Annotated in this window: 15 protein-coding genes and 3 pseudogenes; 9 read left to right on the top strand and 9 right to left on the bottom strand. The window is 55.0% G+C overall.

Annotation, left to right across the window (positions count from 1 at the left end):
• Window positions 1–12 precede the first annotated feature (12 nt).
• Genes HO274_RS12210 through HO274_RS12195 form a run of 4 tightly spaced genes read left to right on the top strand, consistent with a single transcriptional unit; the run spans window position 13 to window position 6,126 of the window.
• The gene (locus HO274_RS12210) at window positions 13–1,683 is read left to right on the top strand and encodes a type I restriction-modification system subunit M (RefSeq protein WP_273120029.1); all 1,671 of its coding nucleotides are present in this window, start codon (window positions 13–15) and stop codon (window positions 1,681–1,683) included.
• Window positions 1,680–3,281: a restriction endonuclease subunit S gene (locus tag HO274_RS12205; protein WP_273120028.1), complete on the top strand. Its 1,602-nt coding sequence runs from the start codon at window positions 1,680–1,682 to the stop codon at window positions 3,279–3,281. Before HO274_RS12210 ends, HO274_RS12205 begins: the two co-directional genes overlap by 4 nt.
• A complete protein-coding gene (locus tag HO274_RS12200) occupies window positions 3,278–5,068 on the top strand; it encodes a restriction system-associated AAA family ATPase (RefSeq protein WP_273120026.1) in 1,791 nt (596 codons plus the stop codon). Before HO274_RS12205 ends, HO274_RS12200 begins: the two co-directional genes overlap by 4 nt.
• Entirely contained in the window at window positions 5,068–6,126 is a 1,059-nt protein-coding gene (locus HO274_RS12195) for an HNH endonuclease (protein ID WP_273120023.1), read from the top strand. Before HO274_RS12200 ends, HO274_RS12195 begins: the two co-directional genes overlap by 1 nt.
• Before the next feature lie 227 nt (window positions 6,127–6,353).
• Here the strand turns inward: HO274_RS12195 and HO274_RS12190 are convergent, their stop codons facing one another.
• The 4 genes from HO274_RS12190 to HO274_RS12175 all read right to left on the bottom strand — a co-directional run bounded on the left by HO274_RS12190 (window position 6,354) and on the right by HO274_RS12175 (window position 9,834).
• On the bottom strand, window positions 6,354–6,908 hold the full coding sequence (locus HO274_RS12190; RefSeq protein WP_273120020.1) for a hypothetical protein: 555 nt from the start codon (window positions 6,906–6,908) through the stop codon (window positions 6,354–6,356).
• A complete protein-coding gene (locus HO274_RS12185; protein ID WP_273120019.1) occupies window positions 6,908–7,180 on the bottom strand; it encodes a hypothetical protein in 273 nt (90 codons plus the stop codon). Before HO274_RS12185 ends, HO274_RS12190 begins: the two co-directional genes overlap by 1 nt.
• Window positions 7,177–7,644 (bottom strand): hypothetical protein, encoded by a 468-nt coding sequence (locus tag HO274_RS12180; protein WP_273120016.1) that lies wholly within the window; start codon window positions 7,642–7,644, stop codon window positions 7,177–7,179. Before HO274_RS12180 ends, HO274_RS12185 begins: the two co-directional genes overlap by 4 nt.
• 363 nt (window positions 7,645–8,007) lie before the next feature.
• Window positions 8,008–9,834, bottom strand: a complete 1,827-nt coding sequence (locus HO274_RS12175; RefSeq protein WP_273120013.1) for an IS1634 family transposase — start codon at window positions 9,832–9,834, stop codon at window positions 8,008–8,010.
• A 363-nt stretch (window positions 9,835–10,197) separates the two neighbouring features.
• Here HO274_RS12175 and HO274_RS13640 point away from each other — a divergent pair.
• The 4 genes and pseudogenes from HO274_RS13640 to HO274_RS12160 form a co-directional block, all read left to right on the top strand.
• Window positions 10,198–10,308 (top strand): annotated as a pseudogene (locus tag HO274_RS13640) (helicase); the annotation flags it as partial.
• Window positions 10,309–10,408: 100 nt separating this feature from the next.
• Window positions 10,409–10,729 carry a type II toxin-antitoxin system PrlF family antitoxin gene (locus HO274_RS12170; protein WP_273120011.1) on the top strand — a complete coding sequence of 107 codons (321 nt, stop codon included), beginning with the start codon at window positions 10,409–10,411 and terminating at the stop codon, window positions 10,727–10,729.
• Complete coding sequence (locus HO274_RS12165; RefSeq protein WP_273122312.1) at window positions 10,729–11,178, top strand: type II toxin-antitoxin system YhaV family toxin; 450 nt, start codon at window positions 10,729–10,731, stop codon at window positions 11,176–11,178. Before HO274_RS12170 ends, HO274_RS12165 begins: the two co-directional genes overlap by 1 nt.
• 403 nt (window positions 11,179–11,581) lie before the next feature.
• A complete protein-coding gene (locus HO274_RS12160; protein WP_273120007.1) occupies window positions 11,582–11,809 on the top strand; it encodes a hypothetical protein in 228 nt (75 codons plus the stop codon).
• Window positions 11,810–11,887: 78 nt separating this feature from the next.
• Here HO274_RS12160 and HO274_RS12155 read toward each other — a convergent pair.
• The 3 genes and pseudogenes from HO274_RS12155 to HO274_RS12145 all read right to left on the bottom strand — a co-directional run.
• Window positions 11,888–12,001 (bottom strand): annotated as a pseudogene (locus HO274_RS12155) (ISAzo13-like element transposase-related protein); the annotation flags it as partial.
• Between the two features lie 7 nt (window positions 12,002–12,008).
• A complete protein-coding gene (locus HO274_RS12150) occupies window positions 12,009–13,046 on the bottom strand; it encodes an IS1595 family transposase (protein WP_273119521.1) in 1,038 nt (345 codons plus the stop codon).
• 53 nt (window positions 13,047–13,099) lie between these two features.
• Window positions 13,100–14,200: pseudogene (locus HO274_RS12145) on the bottom strand (ISAzo13 family transposase); the annotation flags it as partial.
• 410 nt (window positions 14,201–14,610) lie between these two features.
• Between HO274_RS12145 and HO274_RS12140 the strand changes: the two are divergent.
• Complete coding sequence (locus HO274_RS12140) at window positions 14,611–15,681, top strand: IS630 family transposase (RefSeq protein WP_273119781.1); 1,071 nt, start codon at window positions 14,611–14,613, stop codon at window positions 15,679–15,681.
• Here HO274_RS12140 and HO274_RS12135 read toward each other — a convergent pair.
• Window positions 15,665–15,847: a hypothetical protein gene (locus HO274_RS12135; RefSeq protein ID WP_273120004.1), complete on the bottom strand. Its 183-nt coding sequence runs from the start codon at window positions 15,845–15,847 to the stop codon at window positions 15,665–15,667. The two genes, HO274_RS12140 and HO274_RS12135, sit on opposite strands and share 17 nt — an antisense overlap.
• A 54-nt stretch (window positions 15,848–15,901) precedes the next feature.
• On the bottom strand, window positions 15,902–16,057 hold the full coding sequence (locus HO274_RS12130; RefSeq protein ID WP_273120000.1) for a hypothetical protein: 156 nt from the start codon (window positions 16,055–16,057) through the stop codon (window positions 15,902–15,904).
• Between the last annotated feature and the right edge of the window lie 42 nt (window positions 16,058–16,099).

Here is a 16,099-nt window from a genome sequence, read left to right as displayed (position 1 = left end):
ACAGGGCACTCCATGCTACAGAATAACCCCGAACTCAAAAGCAAGATCGACCAGCTCTGGAACAAATTCTGGAGCGGCGGCATCAGCAATCCGCTCACCGCCATCGAGCAGATCACCTATTTGCTGTTCATGAAGCGGCTTGACGAGCTGGACCAGAAACGGCAGGCCGATGCCGAATGGACGGGCGAGCACTACGCCTCCAAGTTCGAAGGCAGCTGGATTCCGCCCGAATACCGCAGTCGGCAGGAGCCCGAAAAATTCGCCATCGACAAGCGCACCCTGCGCTGGAGCGAATTCAAGCGCATGCAGGCCGAAGAAATGCTGCAGCACGTGCAGGGCAAGGTGTTCCCCTTCCTCAAAGACCTGAACGGTGCTGAATCCAACTTCACTCACCACATGAAAAACGCGGTCTTTATCATCCCCAAGCCAGCCCTGCTGGTGGAGGCGGTGAAGACCATCGACGAAATCTTCGAAGTGATGGAGCGCGACTCGCGGGAAAACGGCCAGGCCTTCCAGGACATCCAGGGCGACGTCTATGAAATGCTGCTGTCCGAGATTGCCACCGCCGGCAAGAACGGCCAGTTCCGCACCCCGCGCCACATCATCAAGCTGATGGCCGATCTGGTGCAGCCGCAATTGGGCCACAAGATCGCCGATCCGGCCTGTGGTTCCGGCGGCTTCTTGCTCGGGGCCTACCAGTACATCGTCACCCAGCTCGCCATCAAGGCAGACACCAAAGACCTCGCACCCGACGAAGATGGTTTCGTGCGCACCTCGGTCGCCGCTGCCCTCACCGAAAAAGCCCAGGCCATTCTGGCCAGCTCACTGTGGGGCTACGACATCGACGCCACCATGGTGCGCCTGGGGCTGATGAACCTGATGATGCACGGCATCGACGAGCCGCACATCGACTACAAGGACACCCTTAGCAAGAGCTACACCGAAGAGTCGGAATACGACATCGTGATGGCCAACCCGCCATTCACCGGCAGCATCGACAAGGGCGATATCAACGAAAACCTGCAACTGGGCACCACCAAGACCGAGCTGCTGTTTGTCGAGAACATCTACCGCCTGCTGAAAAAAGGCGGCACCGCCTGCGTGATCGTGCCGCAGGGCGTGCTGTTTGGCTCCGGCGGTGCGTTCAAGATTTTGCGCCAGTTGCTGGTGGAGCGCTGCGACCTCAAAGCCGTGGTTACCCTGCCTAGCGGCGTTTTCAAACCTTATGCTGGCGTCAGCACTGCCATCCTGCTGTTCACCAAGGTGTGGGGGCCGAAGGACAAAATCACTCAGCCTGCCACCGAGCACGTCTGGTTCTACGAGATGGCCGCTGACGGATACGGCCTAGACGACAAGAGGCAAAAAGATCAGAAGAGCCCATTCGGTGATCTGCAAGACATTATTTCAAAATACCACGCACGTAACGCCGCCACCGATACTGACCGTACGGCCAAGTACTTCATGGTGCCGCGCGCTGAAATCTCGGATGAGAAAAACAAATATGACCTATCGCTATCCCGATACAAATCGGATGATTTTGAGGCAGTACGTTACGACGCGCCTGCCGTGATTCTGGATCGACTGATTCAGGCAGAAGTGGGTGAGGTGGACGAGGCGGAGCTGGCCCAGGTGCAAATCGGCATCGTGCGCGAGTTGCTGGAGCTGAAGGGGATGCTGGGATGATCCCAATGAAGCAAACCCCGTTGAGTCAACTTGCTACCGTTTCAGCAGGGCAAGCAGCACCGAAAGACGATGAATTTTCTGACCACGGAATTCCGTTTGTCCGAGCCGGTAGCTTGGATGGCCTGTTGTCAGGGAAAAGCGAGTCCGACCTTGAACTCGTCAGCGATGAAACAGCAAAGCTGCGGAAGCTGAAAACTTACCAGAAGGGCACCGTTCTCTTCGCTAAGAGCGGAATGTCGGCAACCAAAGACAGGATTTACGTACTTCAGAACCCCGCTTATGTCGTCAGCCATTTGGCAACACTGATCCCGAATGGCAATGCTCATCCAGACTATCTGCGTTTGGCCCTGAAGCGCTTCCCGCCTTCGGTGCTAATTAAAGACCCGGCCTATCCGGCAATCAGTCTCGGCGAAATTCAGAGCTACGAAATTCCTGTACCTGAACAGATCGAAGACCAAATCCGCATTACCCATCTGCTCGGCAAAGTGGAAGGGCTGATGGCCCAGCGCAAACAACACCTGCAACAGCTCAACGACCTACTCAAGAGCGTGTTTCTGGAGATGTTTGGCGACCCCATCCTGAATCCCCATGGATTTCCAGTAAGGCGGCTTTTGGAGTTCTATGTCAATCCGAAAGAGGGCACCAAGTGCGGTCCGTTCGGAAGCGCTTTGAAGAAAGAAGAACTGGTCGATTCCGGCGTGCCCGTCTGGAATATGGATAACATCGCCGCTGACGGTCAAATGGTGCGGCCCTTCCGCATGTGGATCACGGCCAACAAGTATGACAACCTCGCAGCGTATTCGGTACAGGATGGCGACATCATCATTTCGCGAGCCGGTACCGTTGGAAAGATGTGTGTGGCTCGCATGAACGGTCAGCCTGCAATCATCAGCACCAATCTCATTCGCCTTCGCTTGGGCGCTGAGCTACGACCCCTGCACTTCGTTTCACTAATGCTGTACTGCAAAGGTCGAGTGGGGCGTTTGAAGACAGGCGCTGACGGCGCGTTTACGCACATGAATACAGGAGTCCTGGATTCGCTTGAGTTCCCATATCCGCCCGTCGATCTTCAAGACCGATTCGGGGAAATTGCCAGTAAGGTTGAGGGTGCCAAATCCCGCTACCAACAAAGTCTCGCCGATTTGGGAACTCTTTACGGCGCGTTGAGTCAGCAGGCCTTCAGGGGCGAGTTGGATCTGTCGCGCATGCCCATGCCGGACACAAAACCTGAGGAAGAGAAAGCCATGCCAGCAGAACCCTTACAGGCTCGCACCGAACAAGACCTTGTCATCCACCTGCCCGACACCGACCACCTGCCGGATGCGCTGGAAAATGCTGAGGCGCGAGCGGCGCTGATCTCGCAGTGGCTGGAGGCCTATCGCAGGCAACTGGGCAGCACGCCGTTTTCGGTGCAGCACTTCATGGCGGCGGCGCAAACCCGCTTGGCCGAACTGCACCCGGACACCGACTTCGAGCTGGGCGCCAACGACTACGAGCATATCAAGACCTGGGTGTTTGAGGCATTAGCCGCCGGCATGCTGACACAGGCGTTTGATGACGCGGGTAACCGCATCGAACTCCGTGCCGTGCCGGCATGAAACTGCTGCGCCTCAAGATCACCGACCCGGCAGGCTTTCGTAGTCTGCCCTGTGGTTTTGAACATCACTTTCGCAGCGAATGGAGCTTGCAGGACGAGATGGCCCAGCCCGAAGGCTTCGCGCCTTTCGTGTGCGTCGGACCCAACGGCAGCGGCAAATCCAATCTGCTCGAAGCGCTTGCGGCGATTTTCTTTCAGCTCGAAATCCTGCGGGTGCGCCGTAGTTTTCTGCCAGAGGTGTTGCAGAACGCCGATCAGGGTTTTTCGCCCGTGGCGTTTGAGCTGGATTACCTGATTCAGCTACCCGCAGACTATGTGCGCCAAGGTAGCCCGGCATGGGCCAAAGTCTGCCTTAGAAAGGCGGTTGACAAGCCAATCACTTTTCTTTGGGAGGACTGGGCCACTTTCAATACAGATATATACCGAGACCAAAGCGCTCAGATCGTTGATCTATTGGCTCCCCAATACGTGCTGGCTTATTCATCCGGTGAAAACGAAATTCTCAGCCTACCTTTCTTCAAGCTGTGGTTCGTGCAATTCGACGAGTACTGGAATGCGCTGACCCGGCAATTGAGCTATCCCGGTCATCCGGAAACCCGCTTGGCATACCTCGACAACGGCTTCAGCCAAGCCATCTTGCTGTGTAACCTGCTGTTTCAGGATGAAGCCACCTTGCAACCCTTCCGCGAGGATGTCGGTATCGAGGCGCTGCGGGAGTTCCGCATCATCATCCGGCGCAGCATTCCCATCGCACTGGAGCAACTGGCCGCCTTCGCCAGCGAAGACCAGAACCAGCGCCAATCGCTTGATGACATCGTCAAAAGCAACCTCGCCTTGCGTAAAGAAACGGATGACGCTGGCAGCACCCGTTACCGCCTGAGCCTGATGCACCTGCTGGAGGGGGATGAGAAATCGTCGCTGGTGGTGAGCGCCCTCAAGCGCTGCGCCACATTGCATTACGAGGATGAAGACACTGACACACTGGTACTCGATTATTGGGTTAATGACGCCACCAAGGAGGCATTCCGTGAGAACTTCGATGGTTCGCCGCTGGCGCTGTTCCAGGCTTTTCAGGTCTTGCTGACACTCAATCTGTATGCCGTGAGCGATGCGCTCAAGGGCGATCTGTATCGGTCCACCAGCCATTACGCCAGCGAAACGGTGCCGACGCTGGCCTCTGACCAGCGCATCATGCGCTTCAAGTCCGTGCGCTTTTCTAAGCAGGGCGTGACCCAGCCGATGATGCTGAAAGAGCTATCGGACGGCGAGCACCAGTTGCTACACAGCCTGGGTTTGTGCCTGTTGTTTCGAGAGACCAACAGTCTGTTCCTGCTGGACGAGCCCGAGACGCACTTCAACCCGGACTGGCGCGCCAACTTCATCACCCGCCTGCGCCAGTGCCTGCCGGGCAATGGCGGTGTCGGGCAGGAAATGCTGATCACCACCCACACGCCGTTTCTGATTTCGGACAGCAAGCCGGACAAGGTACTTGTGTTCGCCAAGGACAAAGCCAGTGGCGCGGTCAGCATCAGTCAGCCGGGCTACAACACGCTGGGCGCTTCGATCAACAAGATCACCATGAACACCTTCGACAAGCGCGAAACCATCGGCGGCCGTGCGCAGGCACTGCTGGAGGCGCTGCGCGAGCGCTTTGAGAAAGGCGACGAAAACAAAGAAGCGTTGATTACGGAAATCCAACAGCAACTCGGCGACTCGGTGGAAAAAGTGCTGCTGATCAAGGCCATCCTCGACAGCGATCAGCAGGGTGATGGGGAGGCGCAGGGCTGATGCTGTTCCCGTACACCTACGTGCCGCACCAGATGGACAAGATGCAGTCGTTCATCGACTTCATTTTTCATGAGGTGTGGTGCAAGGCGCCAACCAGCGGCCCGTTTGGCCTGCACCTGTTCGACGCCAACGCGGAGTTGCGCGAAGTGATGGCGGCGTTCTATTACTCCGACGCACAAGGTGCCGATTTCTTTTATGGCCATGTGGAGCGAATCTACGACCTGTTTTCCGCATTGACCGCAGCGCAGATCAGCCAGTTTCAGCAGTGGTACCAGGGCAATAACGATCTGGAGAAAGTGTGCGTCAATGATCCGACGGTGCAACTCGCCCGTTACGCCGACATAGTGATTGCCCATAAAGACCTTGGCGAACAACTTGCCGTCTTTTTCAAGGGCTTGTACTCACAGTCGCTGCTGGACCTCGCTGCACTGCGAGCCAAGATCGGTGACATCGACGATCACTACCAGACTTTCGTGCAGATCAACAAAACAGGCAAATGCCCGTTTTGCGGCATCGGCGATATCAAGGGTGCGCATCACAGCAAACGGGAGGCCTACGACCACTACTTGCCCAAGGCGCTGTATCCGTTCAACTCTATCAATTTTCGCAATTTGGCGCCCGCCTGCCACGAATGCAATAGCACCTATAAGCTCAGCAAAGACCCCGCACACAATCCGGCTGGGCGGCGCAGGGCCTTCAATCCGTACGCAGAAGCGGGCTATGCCATTGAGCTGCGGGTGACCCTGCAGCATTCCGATATCGAGAAACTGGCACCCGCAGACGTCAGCCTGCAATTTGGCCCCGCTGCCATCAACGAGGAGATAGATACCTGGAAGGATGTGTACGGCATCGAAGAGCGCTATAAAGCCAAACTCTGCGGGGAAAACGACGGCAAGTACTGGCTGACGCAAGTTCTGGACGAATGCCAGGCGTATGACAAGCAGCCTGTCGACATTCTGAATATGCGCGCCCAACAGGCGCAGAGCCGACCGTACGCCGATTGCAATTTCCTCAGAAAGCCATTCCTCGACGCTTGCCAGCAGATCGGCGTTCTTTGAAAATTCCCACAGCAACCCGCAGATGTACTCACTTTATCCGAAGAAACGCGCTCGAGCCCATGGCGCTTTCGGCGGTAATCACCGATTTGCGGGGATTCCTGTTGCCGGTGCTGGCGTCCATCTCGGGACAGCAACCTAAAGATGGTGTGGCGGGCGGCATAGGGGTGGTAGTATGCGGACAAAACCGACAGGAGTGTCGGCGGTTGCTATTACCCCTTACACGAAAGTCAGCCGGCAATTTGTGTAGGTCGCCAATAGGTTTTCACGTCCTTGCCCCACCTGAGCCCAGCGGCCTCGACAGCGGCCGGAAGAATTCTGCGCATCCGTTCGCGGTTCAGATTCGTGTCCACGTACCAGCCGTCCACCAGCGTTCGGCTGTACCGCTGGGCCCACGCCGTCGGTTGGCCCGGGAACAGCTCGGCGAGCGTCTTGGCGACGTATGCGCGCGTCGTGCCATAGCAGCCCATTGCCTTCGCCATTGCTTCCCGCCGGTCCGGGAACTCAGTCCACAGCCGGCGCAGAAGTTCGGTATGGATGTCGATGTAGTTCCAGTGCACGGACATTGCCTCTCGATACTCAAGCCCGGGCCCGATCATTTTCATCGGTGCCTTCGTGATCACAAGCTGCGGGCGCGTGATGCGCTCTAGCTCTGCAGTCAGAGCCTCGCGACGATTTTCGAGTGTCGCGAGCCATTGCAGCGATGCCCGGATAGTGGACTCGATCTGTTCTAGTTCCCATATCGGAAACTGGGGTTGTGCGTTTGGGATAGTTTGCGTTTGCATTACTTTCTCCAGAGATGACGAGTGCGATGGCCCACGGTGATCGTGTGGCCGTCCGTGCTTTTCACCTTGTAAGCATCGAACCATTCCGCGAGCCGTGACACAGGGCGACGACCCAGGTCGCGCTCCATTTTCCTGATGCTGTCCTTGTTGAGGTAGAAGATGATGGCTCCGTGCCCGTCATGCTCTTCCTGCCCGTACAAGTCGAGCAGTTGATCGATCAGCGGTGGGATACAGCGTTGCTGCGCCCGAACTTCTGCATGCTTGGTGTTCATGGCAGGGGCTCCAGCTCTGCCAGCAACTCATCTAGCTTCGCGCGATGTTCCTGTTCGGCTCCGTGGCCGGGAATACGCCAATCAGGCATGTAACAACTCAGGCCAAGCAGGTCGTTGTTGCGCACTTTCTGTTCGAAAATAGTCGTGTACAGGTTGTCCGCTGGCGCGACGGCACCCGTAAAGTCGCGCTTGACCCGAATACTCTTGCCGCTCTTGGGCTCAATGTAATCCTCCAGTCCTGCGTCGTTGGCGTACATCTCCAGCCCGCTGCGGATCGCCCAGAATGGATCGATCATGGGCTCCAACGGATAGAACCCGTTCTGGAAGAACGGTCCATCATGTTTGTTCTCGGTCCAAACCTCGGTGCGCCACTCATCACCTAGGTTGCCGAAGAGCAGCGTGTTGACTACCTTCGGAGAGGCTGCCAGCAGCAGAAAAAGCCGGTTGAAGAATGCATCGCGCACGATACGTTTCCGGTTGCAAATCTCATTTAGACGAGCCGTCAGCTCCGACGGCAGCGCCAGGCTTACGAGCTTGCGATCAAGCCCGTCAAGCCGGTCGAAGACGTAGTCGTAGCTCGCCTGCGAGTTCGGGATGGAAACCTCTTCATCAAGCCAACCCAGCTCGACATCGAGGACTTTATTCAGGTAGGCATCGCGCCGAAGGCATGCTGTCTCTATTTTCGCGTCAAGCTTGTCGATAATGGGACGCCAGATCTTGACGGAGATCTTAGCCCATGTTTAACGCAGAGAATTTAATTTCTTTAACTATCAGTTTGTTACGACCACAAAAAAATCGGAGTGGCACTACATGCTCGTAATTTTGGTTTAACTGATCAGTTTTTTCGTTCCTCCTGGAGCCGGGGAAACTCCCAGTGCCCTGTAAATTTTCATCAAATCCGGTTCGGCTACGGTGCATTTTCGCACATTCAATGTGCGCCCATCACGTTGTTGGAATGAGGCGGTGACGCGCCGCTGCACGCTCATCGTTTCGCGTAGGCTGGCCCAGTTTTCGCGGATGTCTGCTTTCTTCAGTTTCGCTCGTAGCACCTGTACGGCCTGATAGGCCAGCACGGTGATGAAGAGATGTCCATCTGCGCGATCCTCTTTCGAATGATAGACCGGACGCAAACCCAACTCGCTCTTCAGGCTGCGGAATACGCTCTCCAGATCCGTCAGCATCGTATAGGTACGCCACAGTTTTTCTTCGTCCCAAGTGGTCTCGTTGCTGCGCAGGCAATAGATGCCGGGATGCGTCGCCATCGTGCCATCCACCGGCACCTTTTTCCATGCCAGACCCGTGACCAACTTGCCAGATTCATCCGCGATAAGTTCGACTTGGTAATGCTGGCTGGCTCCCCGGCTCTTCTCCTTGAGGCGACCAATGCGCTCCAACAACTTGCCATAACGCTTTTCGCCACGCGGCTTGGCAAGCCCCTCGACGATCTTTTTCAACCCGGCCTCAAAGCCCGTGGCAAAGCGCTCGACCATGGCGCTTTCTTTCTTCTCGCGGCCCAGGGAGTGACAATATAAACGAACTTCTTTGCCGTCCTCGCTGATCTCTTTCTGGATGCGCAAAGGATCACCCCCCGCAGTTTCAATGCTGATGACCTGGGTTTCGTCGAATTGCCTCACCCTGTCACGACTGACTACCAAATAGCGATAACCGTGTTCGATCAGCCAGCCGACATTGGCTTCAGTCGCAATTCCCCGATCCATGATGACCAATGCGCCTTGTGGTGCATTCAGACCCTTCAAGATCACCTCCAATGTGCCGCATTCGGCCACATTACCTGCAAAGGTTTTGGAGCGGCGCACAAAGCCGCTGCCATCAAGCACCAGGCCCAGTGTCACCAGAGGGCAGTCGCTACGTTTCTCTTTTGAATGCCCCCGTTGCGCTTTTTCATTGCCCTCGACATCACCCTCAAAATAGGTGTTGGTCAGGTCATACAGGGTTACCGTCTCATCCAGACCAAAAAGCGTCTGGACGGCAGAAAAGATATGGTCTTCAATGACCTGGCGGTGCTTCATCAATACATCAGAAGCGTGGTACAGGCGTGTGTGTGGCATGGCTTCAAAATCGAAGTCGATCAACTCGCCCAGCGCACTGTGCTGTTGCAGCCAGTTCCATGTCGCCAACTCCGATGCCGGTTTGGTCATGCGTCCGATTACATTGCCCAGAATCGCCGCGCGCATGACACCATTGACCCCCAGTTCGCTCAGTTTCTCGACAAAGCCGAGTTGCGACAGGGCATATAGCCCCAGACTCTCGACGCCGACCGAACGCGGTTTCATCAATTGCAATGAGCCGATATCCACTTCCTGGAAATCGTGCCCAGGAGTATCCGTGGCCGCCCCCGATTCGCTTGCTATATCCTGTGGCATCTCAATCAGGCGTCCAGCATAGCGTTGCGCGGCTTTCTCGATGGCTTCCGGAACAGTGTCCTGAATCATGACGGCCTGACCACCAATCAATTCTTCAATACGCCGACACAGCAAAGGCCAGTCTTCCTGCCGGATGGGAAAATGCCTCCCCAAATTCAGCAAGGTAACTTGACGCACCTTGCCACCGATGCGCTCCGTGCGCACGAGTCGATGGGTGAAGTAGGACTCCCCGGTGGCTTTGTTGTTGGTTCTGGTTTGGCGAATAAACATTCTACGATGCTACCAGAAAAGCAAGGGGTTTTAGCGAACATCGCAAAATATTATGGCACTACACAGAGATATCGTCAAAAACAAAAAACGCGAATACTTTATAATCAATGCATTATAGAAATTAATTCGGAAAAATTGTCGATATTTTCGCTTATTTCGTTAAAGGCGGGTTAGGGACTGTCTTGAGGGTCTTGGTTGCCATGCTGCGCTCCTGTGTTATGCACCGGTGGACACAGTATAGGCGAATGGTTGCGCAAAATGGAAAAAGAGTTATCTTTATCAATAGGCGGTATTTCAGCGGGGCTCGGGCGGTAGTTTACTTTGCGATCTGAATGGGAAGTTAAGATCCGCAACCCCGGGTCTATCATCGACTTCGTGGACACTGGCCATCCGGCGCTGCAGCGTATGTGGGACAAGCGGCAGAGCGGGTATCGGGCGATGGGGTACAGGATCGGGGCAGGAGTTCGATTGTGAAACAGGGGATCGAATCCTGGCCGTCAGCTGATTCCGGCTAGAACGTTTGACATAGTAAGGAAATTTCCTTACTATGAGTCCATTCGCCAGGAGCCGCGCCATGTCATCCATTCACGAAGTCGCTACCATCACCACCAAGGGGCAGATCACCCTGCCCAAGCCCATTCGGCAAGCCCTCGGTGTCGATGTCGGAAGCAAGGTGGCCTTCGATTTGCGCGGGTCCCAAGTCATCGTCAGCCGTGCGGAGGATGTCCCTCACGAAGACCCCGTCATCGCGAGCTTCCTGGGCCTTTTGGAAAAGGACATCCAGTCCGGGCAGCGTACCACTGCCTTGCCGGAAGATCTGGCGCGTTCGATGCTGGCGGCCCTCAAACAGCCCGTGGACCTCAATGCTGAGATCGAAGGTGACGTCGCATTGTGATGCAGCGGCACGGGTGGAATCTGCTCTTCCACGATTGTCTGATCGAGCAACTGAGAAAACTGGAGGCCGCTGTTCAACGGGCCAAAGCGCAAGATCCTCGAGGGTTCGAGTCGAACGCCAACGTCAAATTGTTCAATGCCCTCTCGCAACTGATGCTGGAAACGGTGCCAAGCGACCCCAATCGTGACGAGTACCGGCAGGGCAATACCATGGGGACGGAGTTCCGGCATTGGCGACGCGCCAAGATGGGGCAGCGCTTTCGGTTGTTTTTTCGATTCGATTCAAAGTCCAGGGTCGTCATCTTTGCTTGGGTGAACGACGAAAACACGCTGCGAACATCCGGCAGCAAAACCGACCCCTATGTGGTCTTTCAGAAGATGCTGGAACGCGGTCATCCACCGGATGACTGGGCCGCTCTTCAAAATGCCAGCGTAGCAGACTGGAAGTAGTGTGACCGGAAGTAGCGCTTCCGCAGCATTACTCATCAGCTGAATTAGTCGGATTCGCATTGGTAAACCATACGCCACCACTTCACCTAGGCCAGAACGTTCTCCGGCCTTTTTAGTGCCCCGCCGGAACGCCAATACTGGCGCGGCTTCCCGGTTTCGTGCGAAGGGCGGCAACTGTCGATACACCCCGAATTTCACCGTTTTCTACCCCCCTGCGCTCTCCGTTCTCTGTTTCTGCGAAGGGCGACCTTCGCACGACCCCCCCTATCCACGGGGGTTTCCGGCTTCCAGTATGAACGGAATCTTGTCCTTCAGAGGCGACACAGCATTTTTTAAGTGGGCGGGGTATCCATATAAATGCGGTAAAGCAGGCGTGATTGGAGGGGCTGACATAATAACTGCGATGGTTTCCACCTTTCTGAACAGCCAGGGTTGGGTCACGCTGGCTCTGGTGGTGCGTGTCCGATTGTGTTCGGCGCTGACCATCCCGATTCGTTTCTGGTTGGTCGAATCGTCCTGTTGTCGTGTTCTGCCCACCTCACTACCATGGAAAAGCAGTTCACAGGGACGGAGCGAAGCGACGCCTCGCAAAATCCAGGGCGGACGGGAGGGGCGTATGTCTAAAGTTTAGAAATGGATAAAAATTGATATAAATCAAAAATAATGGATATAAATTGATTTAGGAATCATAAAATAATAACGTGCACTTTTAAGTTGTGTTCGGTGTAATGGTGTAATTCCATTCGCCATGGAAACTATCACGATCCAAACGAATGGCTGCGAACTCGTCATCGGAAACCTTGATGCCTTTTGGATAGAGATTTGCTTGCCTATCCGGTTGTTTCCCCGCCACGTTCATTAGCACCAGGATGAGTCCAAACACCGGAATAAAGTTCGGCGTATGTAGGAGCAGCAACCTCTCTGGCGATGCCCATCAGGGAGCGGAAAGCGTTGAACGGGTAGAAGCGCCGGTTGAACCGAAACGTGAATTCATTGAGGTACGCTTGTAAATGCTGATCACTTACCCCGTGGTGAATGCCGTTAATCCAGGACTTCAAGTTAGCGAAGGCGGTGTGGATCATCGGAAGGAACTCATCGGCAACCTGCGGGTCGCCGCGCTCGGCGACGTGCATGTGCTTGTACCCTCTGTTGGGGAGATCGTAATAGCTTTTCCAGTCATCGGTAACAATAAGCGTGCCCGGCATAACCGACCTTTCGACGAAGCCGCAAAGCGACTTGGTGGTGCGGTCCGGCACGACAGCGAGCCGTATTCGCCCCGCGTACCTGCCGTTCTTCCGCTTGTCGAGTTTGCCGCCCGGTTTGCGCTGATGCACCTCAACAGCACAAGCGACAAGGCTCATGTCGTGGACGCCACTGCCTTTGCCGCGCGTCCTGCCGCCAACATAGGTCTCGTCGACCTCTACGTGTTCATGGGCCTTGCCGCCGATCCTGTCCTGGTCGGGGCGCACCATGCCTGCCCGGAGCTTGTGGAGAATCTGGAATGCCGTCTCATACCTGGGCAGTCCAAGTTGCCGCTGGAACTGCACGGCAGACATGCCGGGCGTCTGGCTGGTAACCAGATAGGCAGCCCAGAACCAGATGTTAAGCGGCGTATGCGACCCCTCCATCACGGTTCCGGCTTTCAAGCTGGTATCCCTGCGACACTCGCGGCACCGAAACACGTTTGGACGGTTCGCAAACCGAAGTGGCTCACCGCCTGCCTCGCAATGCGGGCAAACAAAACCGTCCGGCCAACGCAACTTCTCCAGGTAAGCAGCACACGCCCCAACATCTGGAAAAAGCCGCTGGAATTCCGGCAGCGAGTGCGGGAACGGCAGATCGTCACGTTGATGGATGTCCATTGTCATGGGTAAAAATCATAGCATCATCCAGCGTGGGAAACAACCGGATAGGCAAGGAGATTTGTATCCAGTTGCGCCTGAACCTTCAATCCTTTTCGTGTCGTAGTCGCTGCAATTAAATTAACGATAACCTCGTGACTCACCAATGGCTGCCCACGCCAATTCATGCTTATGTATGAGAACAGGCGATGCTCAATTTTGTTCCATTTGCTTGTCCCTGGTGGGAAATGACTAACCCGAATTGGGATGGCAAGTTCATCGGCAAGTTGTTGTAACTCAAACTTCCATAGCCGAACTCGCGAGCCGTTGCTTCCCCCGCCATCCGCCGTGATCATCAGTTCTTTGGCACTGGGGTAAAGTGCTTTTCCCATGGCAAACCACCAGCGCCGAACAGTAGCAACGGCAAAACTCGCCGTGTCGTGATCAGTACCCACGCTGACCCACGCACTATTGCTACCCAAGTCGTAAACGCCATAGGGATTAGCCTTGCCCAGTTCGCCCACAAAATCATGCACATTGACCTCATCCGGCCGTCCTTGCGGGTGCCATTCCTTTCCACCATTTTTGTACTGACCAACCAGCTCCTTCTTCTTGGTATCAACCGAAATGACGGGCTGCCCGGCATTCAAGGCTGTCTCTATTTTCTTGTTGATAAATTCAAACTGAGCATTTCGATCAGGATGACTGGCTCCCTCCAGTGTCTTGCGATTACCTTGCAGGCTATAACCAAGCTCTTTCAACATGGTGCCTACTGACACATGACTGATCTTGTGACCACAAGCAGCCAATTCACCCGACAACTGCATCAGACTTTTGCATGTCCAGCGCAATGGGGACTCCGGGTCGCCTCGCGTAACCGGCTCAACGAGCCGTTCCAGCGCCTCTTTCACCCCGGCGTCCAGTTCTGTCAACTTCTTGCGCCCAGCTCCTGCGCGCCTGATGCGACGAACTTCACCCGTAATCGTGGCTATCCCTTGTTCCAACTCCCGAAGACCTGCCAATATCGAACCTCGTGCAACGCCGGTAGCCTCATGAACGCGCTTGACCCCTCCGTGACCAAGCACCTTGGCTTCCACTGCCGCATACAGCCGCCTCTGATGCTCATCAAGAATGCATTCGAGAGCTTCGTACCGCGCCGTGATTAGTTTGTCTGCCTCCATGCACCAAGTGTAGCAGACAATGCATAAAAGTCCATTTTATTTTTTAACGATTCCTTAGGTGCCGTGTACGCGAATTCGTATCGTGACAAGCGCGCTCCACCCCGCGCGAGTCGGGAATACTGTCCCTGCACCGTCGCACGGGTTACCGATCTGAGTAAGGAAACGCCTGTGACTTTCTCGTCAAGCGATCGCTGGAACCGTTCCTGGTCGAGTGCCACATCGCGTAAGCCCCGCAAGACTTGATCTCTGAGTTCCGGACCCAGTTCGTTGAGCTTCTCGTAGTAGCTGTCATCCTGCCCGAGCGAGAAGAACTCCTCGCTGAGTTGATCGAATTGATCTAGTGTTTAATTGCATTAATAAAAGATATTAATTAGAATATCACCTCCAGAGTGCATTGACGGAGGTACCCCATGTCTCGCGTTGCAGTAAAACTATCATGCACAAATGAGCAAGAGATGGCGTTGAATAAACTCGCACGCAGCCGCACAGAGCAGGCCAGATTGGTTGAGCGGGCGCAGATCGTTCTGGCTTGCTTGTCGGGCAAGCGCAACGATGAAATTGCTACCGAGATGAAGTTGCGCCCAAATACCGTAGGCATTTGGCGTAATCGCTTTGCAACGCATGGCTTGGCTGGCCTGTATGATCACGCGCGTTCCGGCAAACCCGCCACCTATGACCATCCGGCTTTACGCCAACGGATTCTGACGCAACTGGAAATGCCACCACCAGATGGCATGAGCACTTGGGATGGTGGCTTGCTTGCGGTGAGCTTGGGTGTTTCGCCTGATATTGTTTGGCGCATTTTGCGCAAAGAAGGTATTCAACTGCAACGCCATCGGTCTTGGTGCGTTAGTACTGACCCGGAGTTTGCCGCAAAGTCTGCCGACGTAATCGGGCTATATCTCGATCCACCCCACAATGCCTTGGTGCTCAGTATTGACGAGAAGCCATCAATTCAAGCCATTGAACGGACTTGTGGCTATGTTCACACCAGCAGCGGTAAGATCGTGCGTGCCATGAAGAGCACCTATAAACGTCACGGCACGTTGAATTTATTTGCCGCGCTGCAAGTTGCTACTGGACAGATACAGGGCAAAATCACTGCAACAAAAAAGCGCATAGACTTTCAAGCCTTTCTTGATGATGTGATCGCAGAGCAACCAGAGGAGCGAGAAATTCACATTGTGCTGGATAACCTATCGACCCACAAAGGAAACGCCGACTGGCTTGCTGCGCACCCAAACGTGACGCTCCACTTTACGCCCACCTCGGCGAGTTGGCTTAATCAGATTGAAATATGGTTTGGAATTTTGCAGCGCAAAGCCCTGCGGGGAGCGAGTTTTGAAAGTATCGAAAAACTTACGCAAGCCATTGAGGATTTTACGGCTGCGTACAATAAAAGCGCATCGCCGTTCGTTTGGCGAAAACGTGAAGTCAAAGGGGCTCAACTTAGAAATACTATTGTCAACTTGTGCAATTAAACACTAGTATCTCCGATCGCCGCTGCCCCTCCCTCATCCCAAACTGCCCGATCTTGACCCCTCCGGCAACGAAGTCCTGGCCTTCAGCGTCATAGACGACCAGGGAGTACATCGTGCTGTAGGTGAACCAGTCGTCCCAGTTGTCGGTCAACAGAAATGCCTTCATGCGAGACCCCGCTGGGACTCGCGTTCCATGGGGGAGCACAGCAAAGAACATCGGCTATAGCCCCCCTTCAAAACGTCTTGTTCTCACAGTACCCGCTTCTCTGCCTAGCTTGCAGATGTCCAAACGCTCGCGCAGCAGCCCGATGGTCGTCGCAGCAATGGCCTCGTTGTAGCGCAGATCGACTTTGGTCTCTTTGTCCGTCGATATCATTTGTCCCCTCCTTGCTGTGGTTCAGTATCAGCTGTCCGATTA

The sequence above is a fragment of the Ferrovum myxofaciens genome, assembly GCF_013181415.1.
GTDB classification, from domain to species: domain Bacteria; phylum Pseudomonadota; class Gammaproteobacteria; order Burkholderiales; family Ferrovaceae; genus Ferrovum; species Ferrovum myxofaciens.
Note: the sequence above shows the minus strand (reverse complement) of the source record. Positions and strands in the feature narration are given on the sequence as shown.

What these genes read in the sequence shown, in the direction of transcription:
- HO274_RS12210 (WP_273120029.1), top strand. Translation starts at nt 13, where the DNA reads ATGCTACAGAATAACCCCGAACTCAAAAGCAAGATCGACCAGCTCTGG.
- HO274_RS12205 (WP_273120028.1), top strand. Translation starts at nt 1,680, where the DNA reads ATGATCCCAATGAAGCAAACCCCGTTGAGTCAACTTGCTACCGTTTCA.
- HO274_RS12200 (WP_273120026.1), top strand. Translation starts at nt 3,278, where the DNA reads ATGAAACTGCTGCGCCTCAAGATCACCGACCCGGCAGGCTTTCGTAGT.
- HO274_RS12195 (WP_273120023.1), top strand. Translation starts at nt 5,068, where the DNA reads ATGCTGTTCCCGTACACCTACGTGCCGCACCAGATGGACAAGATGCAG.
- HO274_RS12190 (WP_273120020.1), bottom strand. Translation starts at nt 6,908, where the DNA reads ATGCAAACGCAAACTATCCCAAACGCACAACCCCAGTTTCCGATATGG.
- HO274_RS12185 (WP_273120019.1), bottom strand. Translation starts at nt 7,180, where the DNA reads ATGAACACCAAGCATGCAGAAGTTCGGGCGCAGCAACGCTGTATCCCA.
- HO274_RS12175 (WP_273120013.1), bottom strand. Translation starts at nt 9,834, where the DNA reads ATGTTTATTCGCCAAACCAGAACCAACAACAAAGCCACCGGGGAGTCC.
- HO274_RS12170 (WP_273120011.1), top strand. Translation starts at nt 10,409, where the DNA reads ATGTCATCCATTCACGAAGTCGCTACCATCACCACCAAGGGGCAGATC.
- HO274_RS12165 (WP_273122312.1), top strand. Translation starts at nt 10,729, where the DNA reads ATGCAGCGGCACGGGTGGAATCTGCTCTTCCACGATTGTCTGATCGAG.
- HO274_RS12160 (WP_273120007.1), top strand. Translation starts at nt 11,582, where the DNA reads ATGGTTTCCACCTTTCTGAACAGCCAGGGTTGGGTCACGCTGGCTCTG.
- HO274_RS12150 (WP_273119521.1), bottom strand. Translation starts at nt 13,046, where the DNA reads ATGACAATGGACATCCATCAACGTGACGATCTGCCGTTCCCGCACTCG.
- HO274_RS12140 (WP_273119781.1), top strand. Translation starts at nt 14,611, where the DNA reads ATGTCTCGCGTTGCAGTAAAACTATCATGCACAAATGAGCAAGAGATG.
- HO274_RS12135 (WP_273120004.1), bottom strand. Translation starts at nt 15,847, where the DNA reads ATGAAGGCATTTCTGTTGACCGACAACTGGGACGACTGGTTCACCTAC.
- HO274_RS12130 (WP_273120000.1), bottom strand. Translation starts at nt 16,057, where the DNA reads ATGATATCGACGGACAAAGAGACCAAAGTCGATCTGCGCTACAACGAG.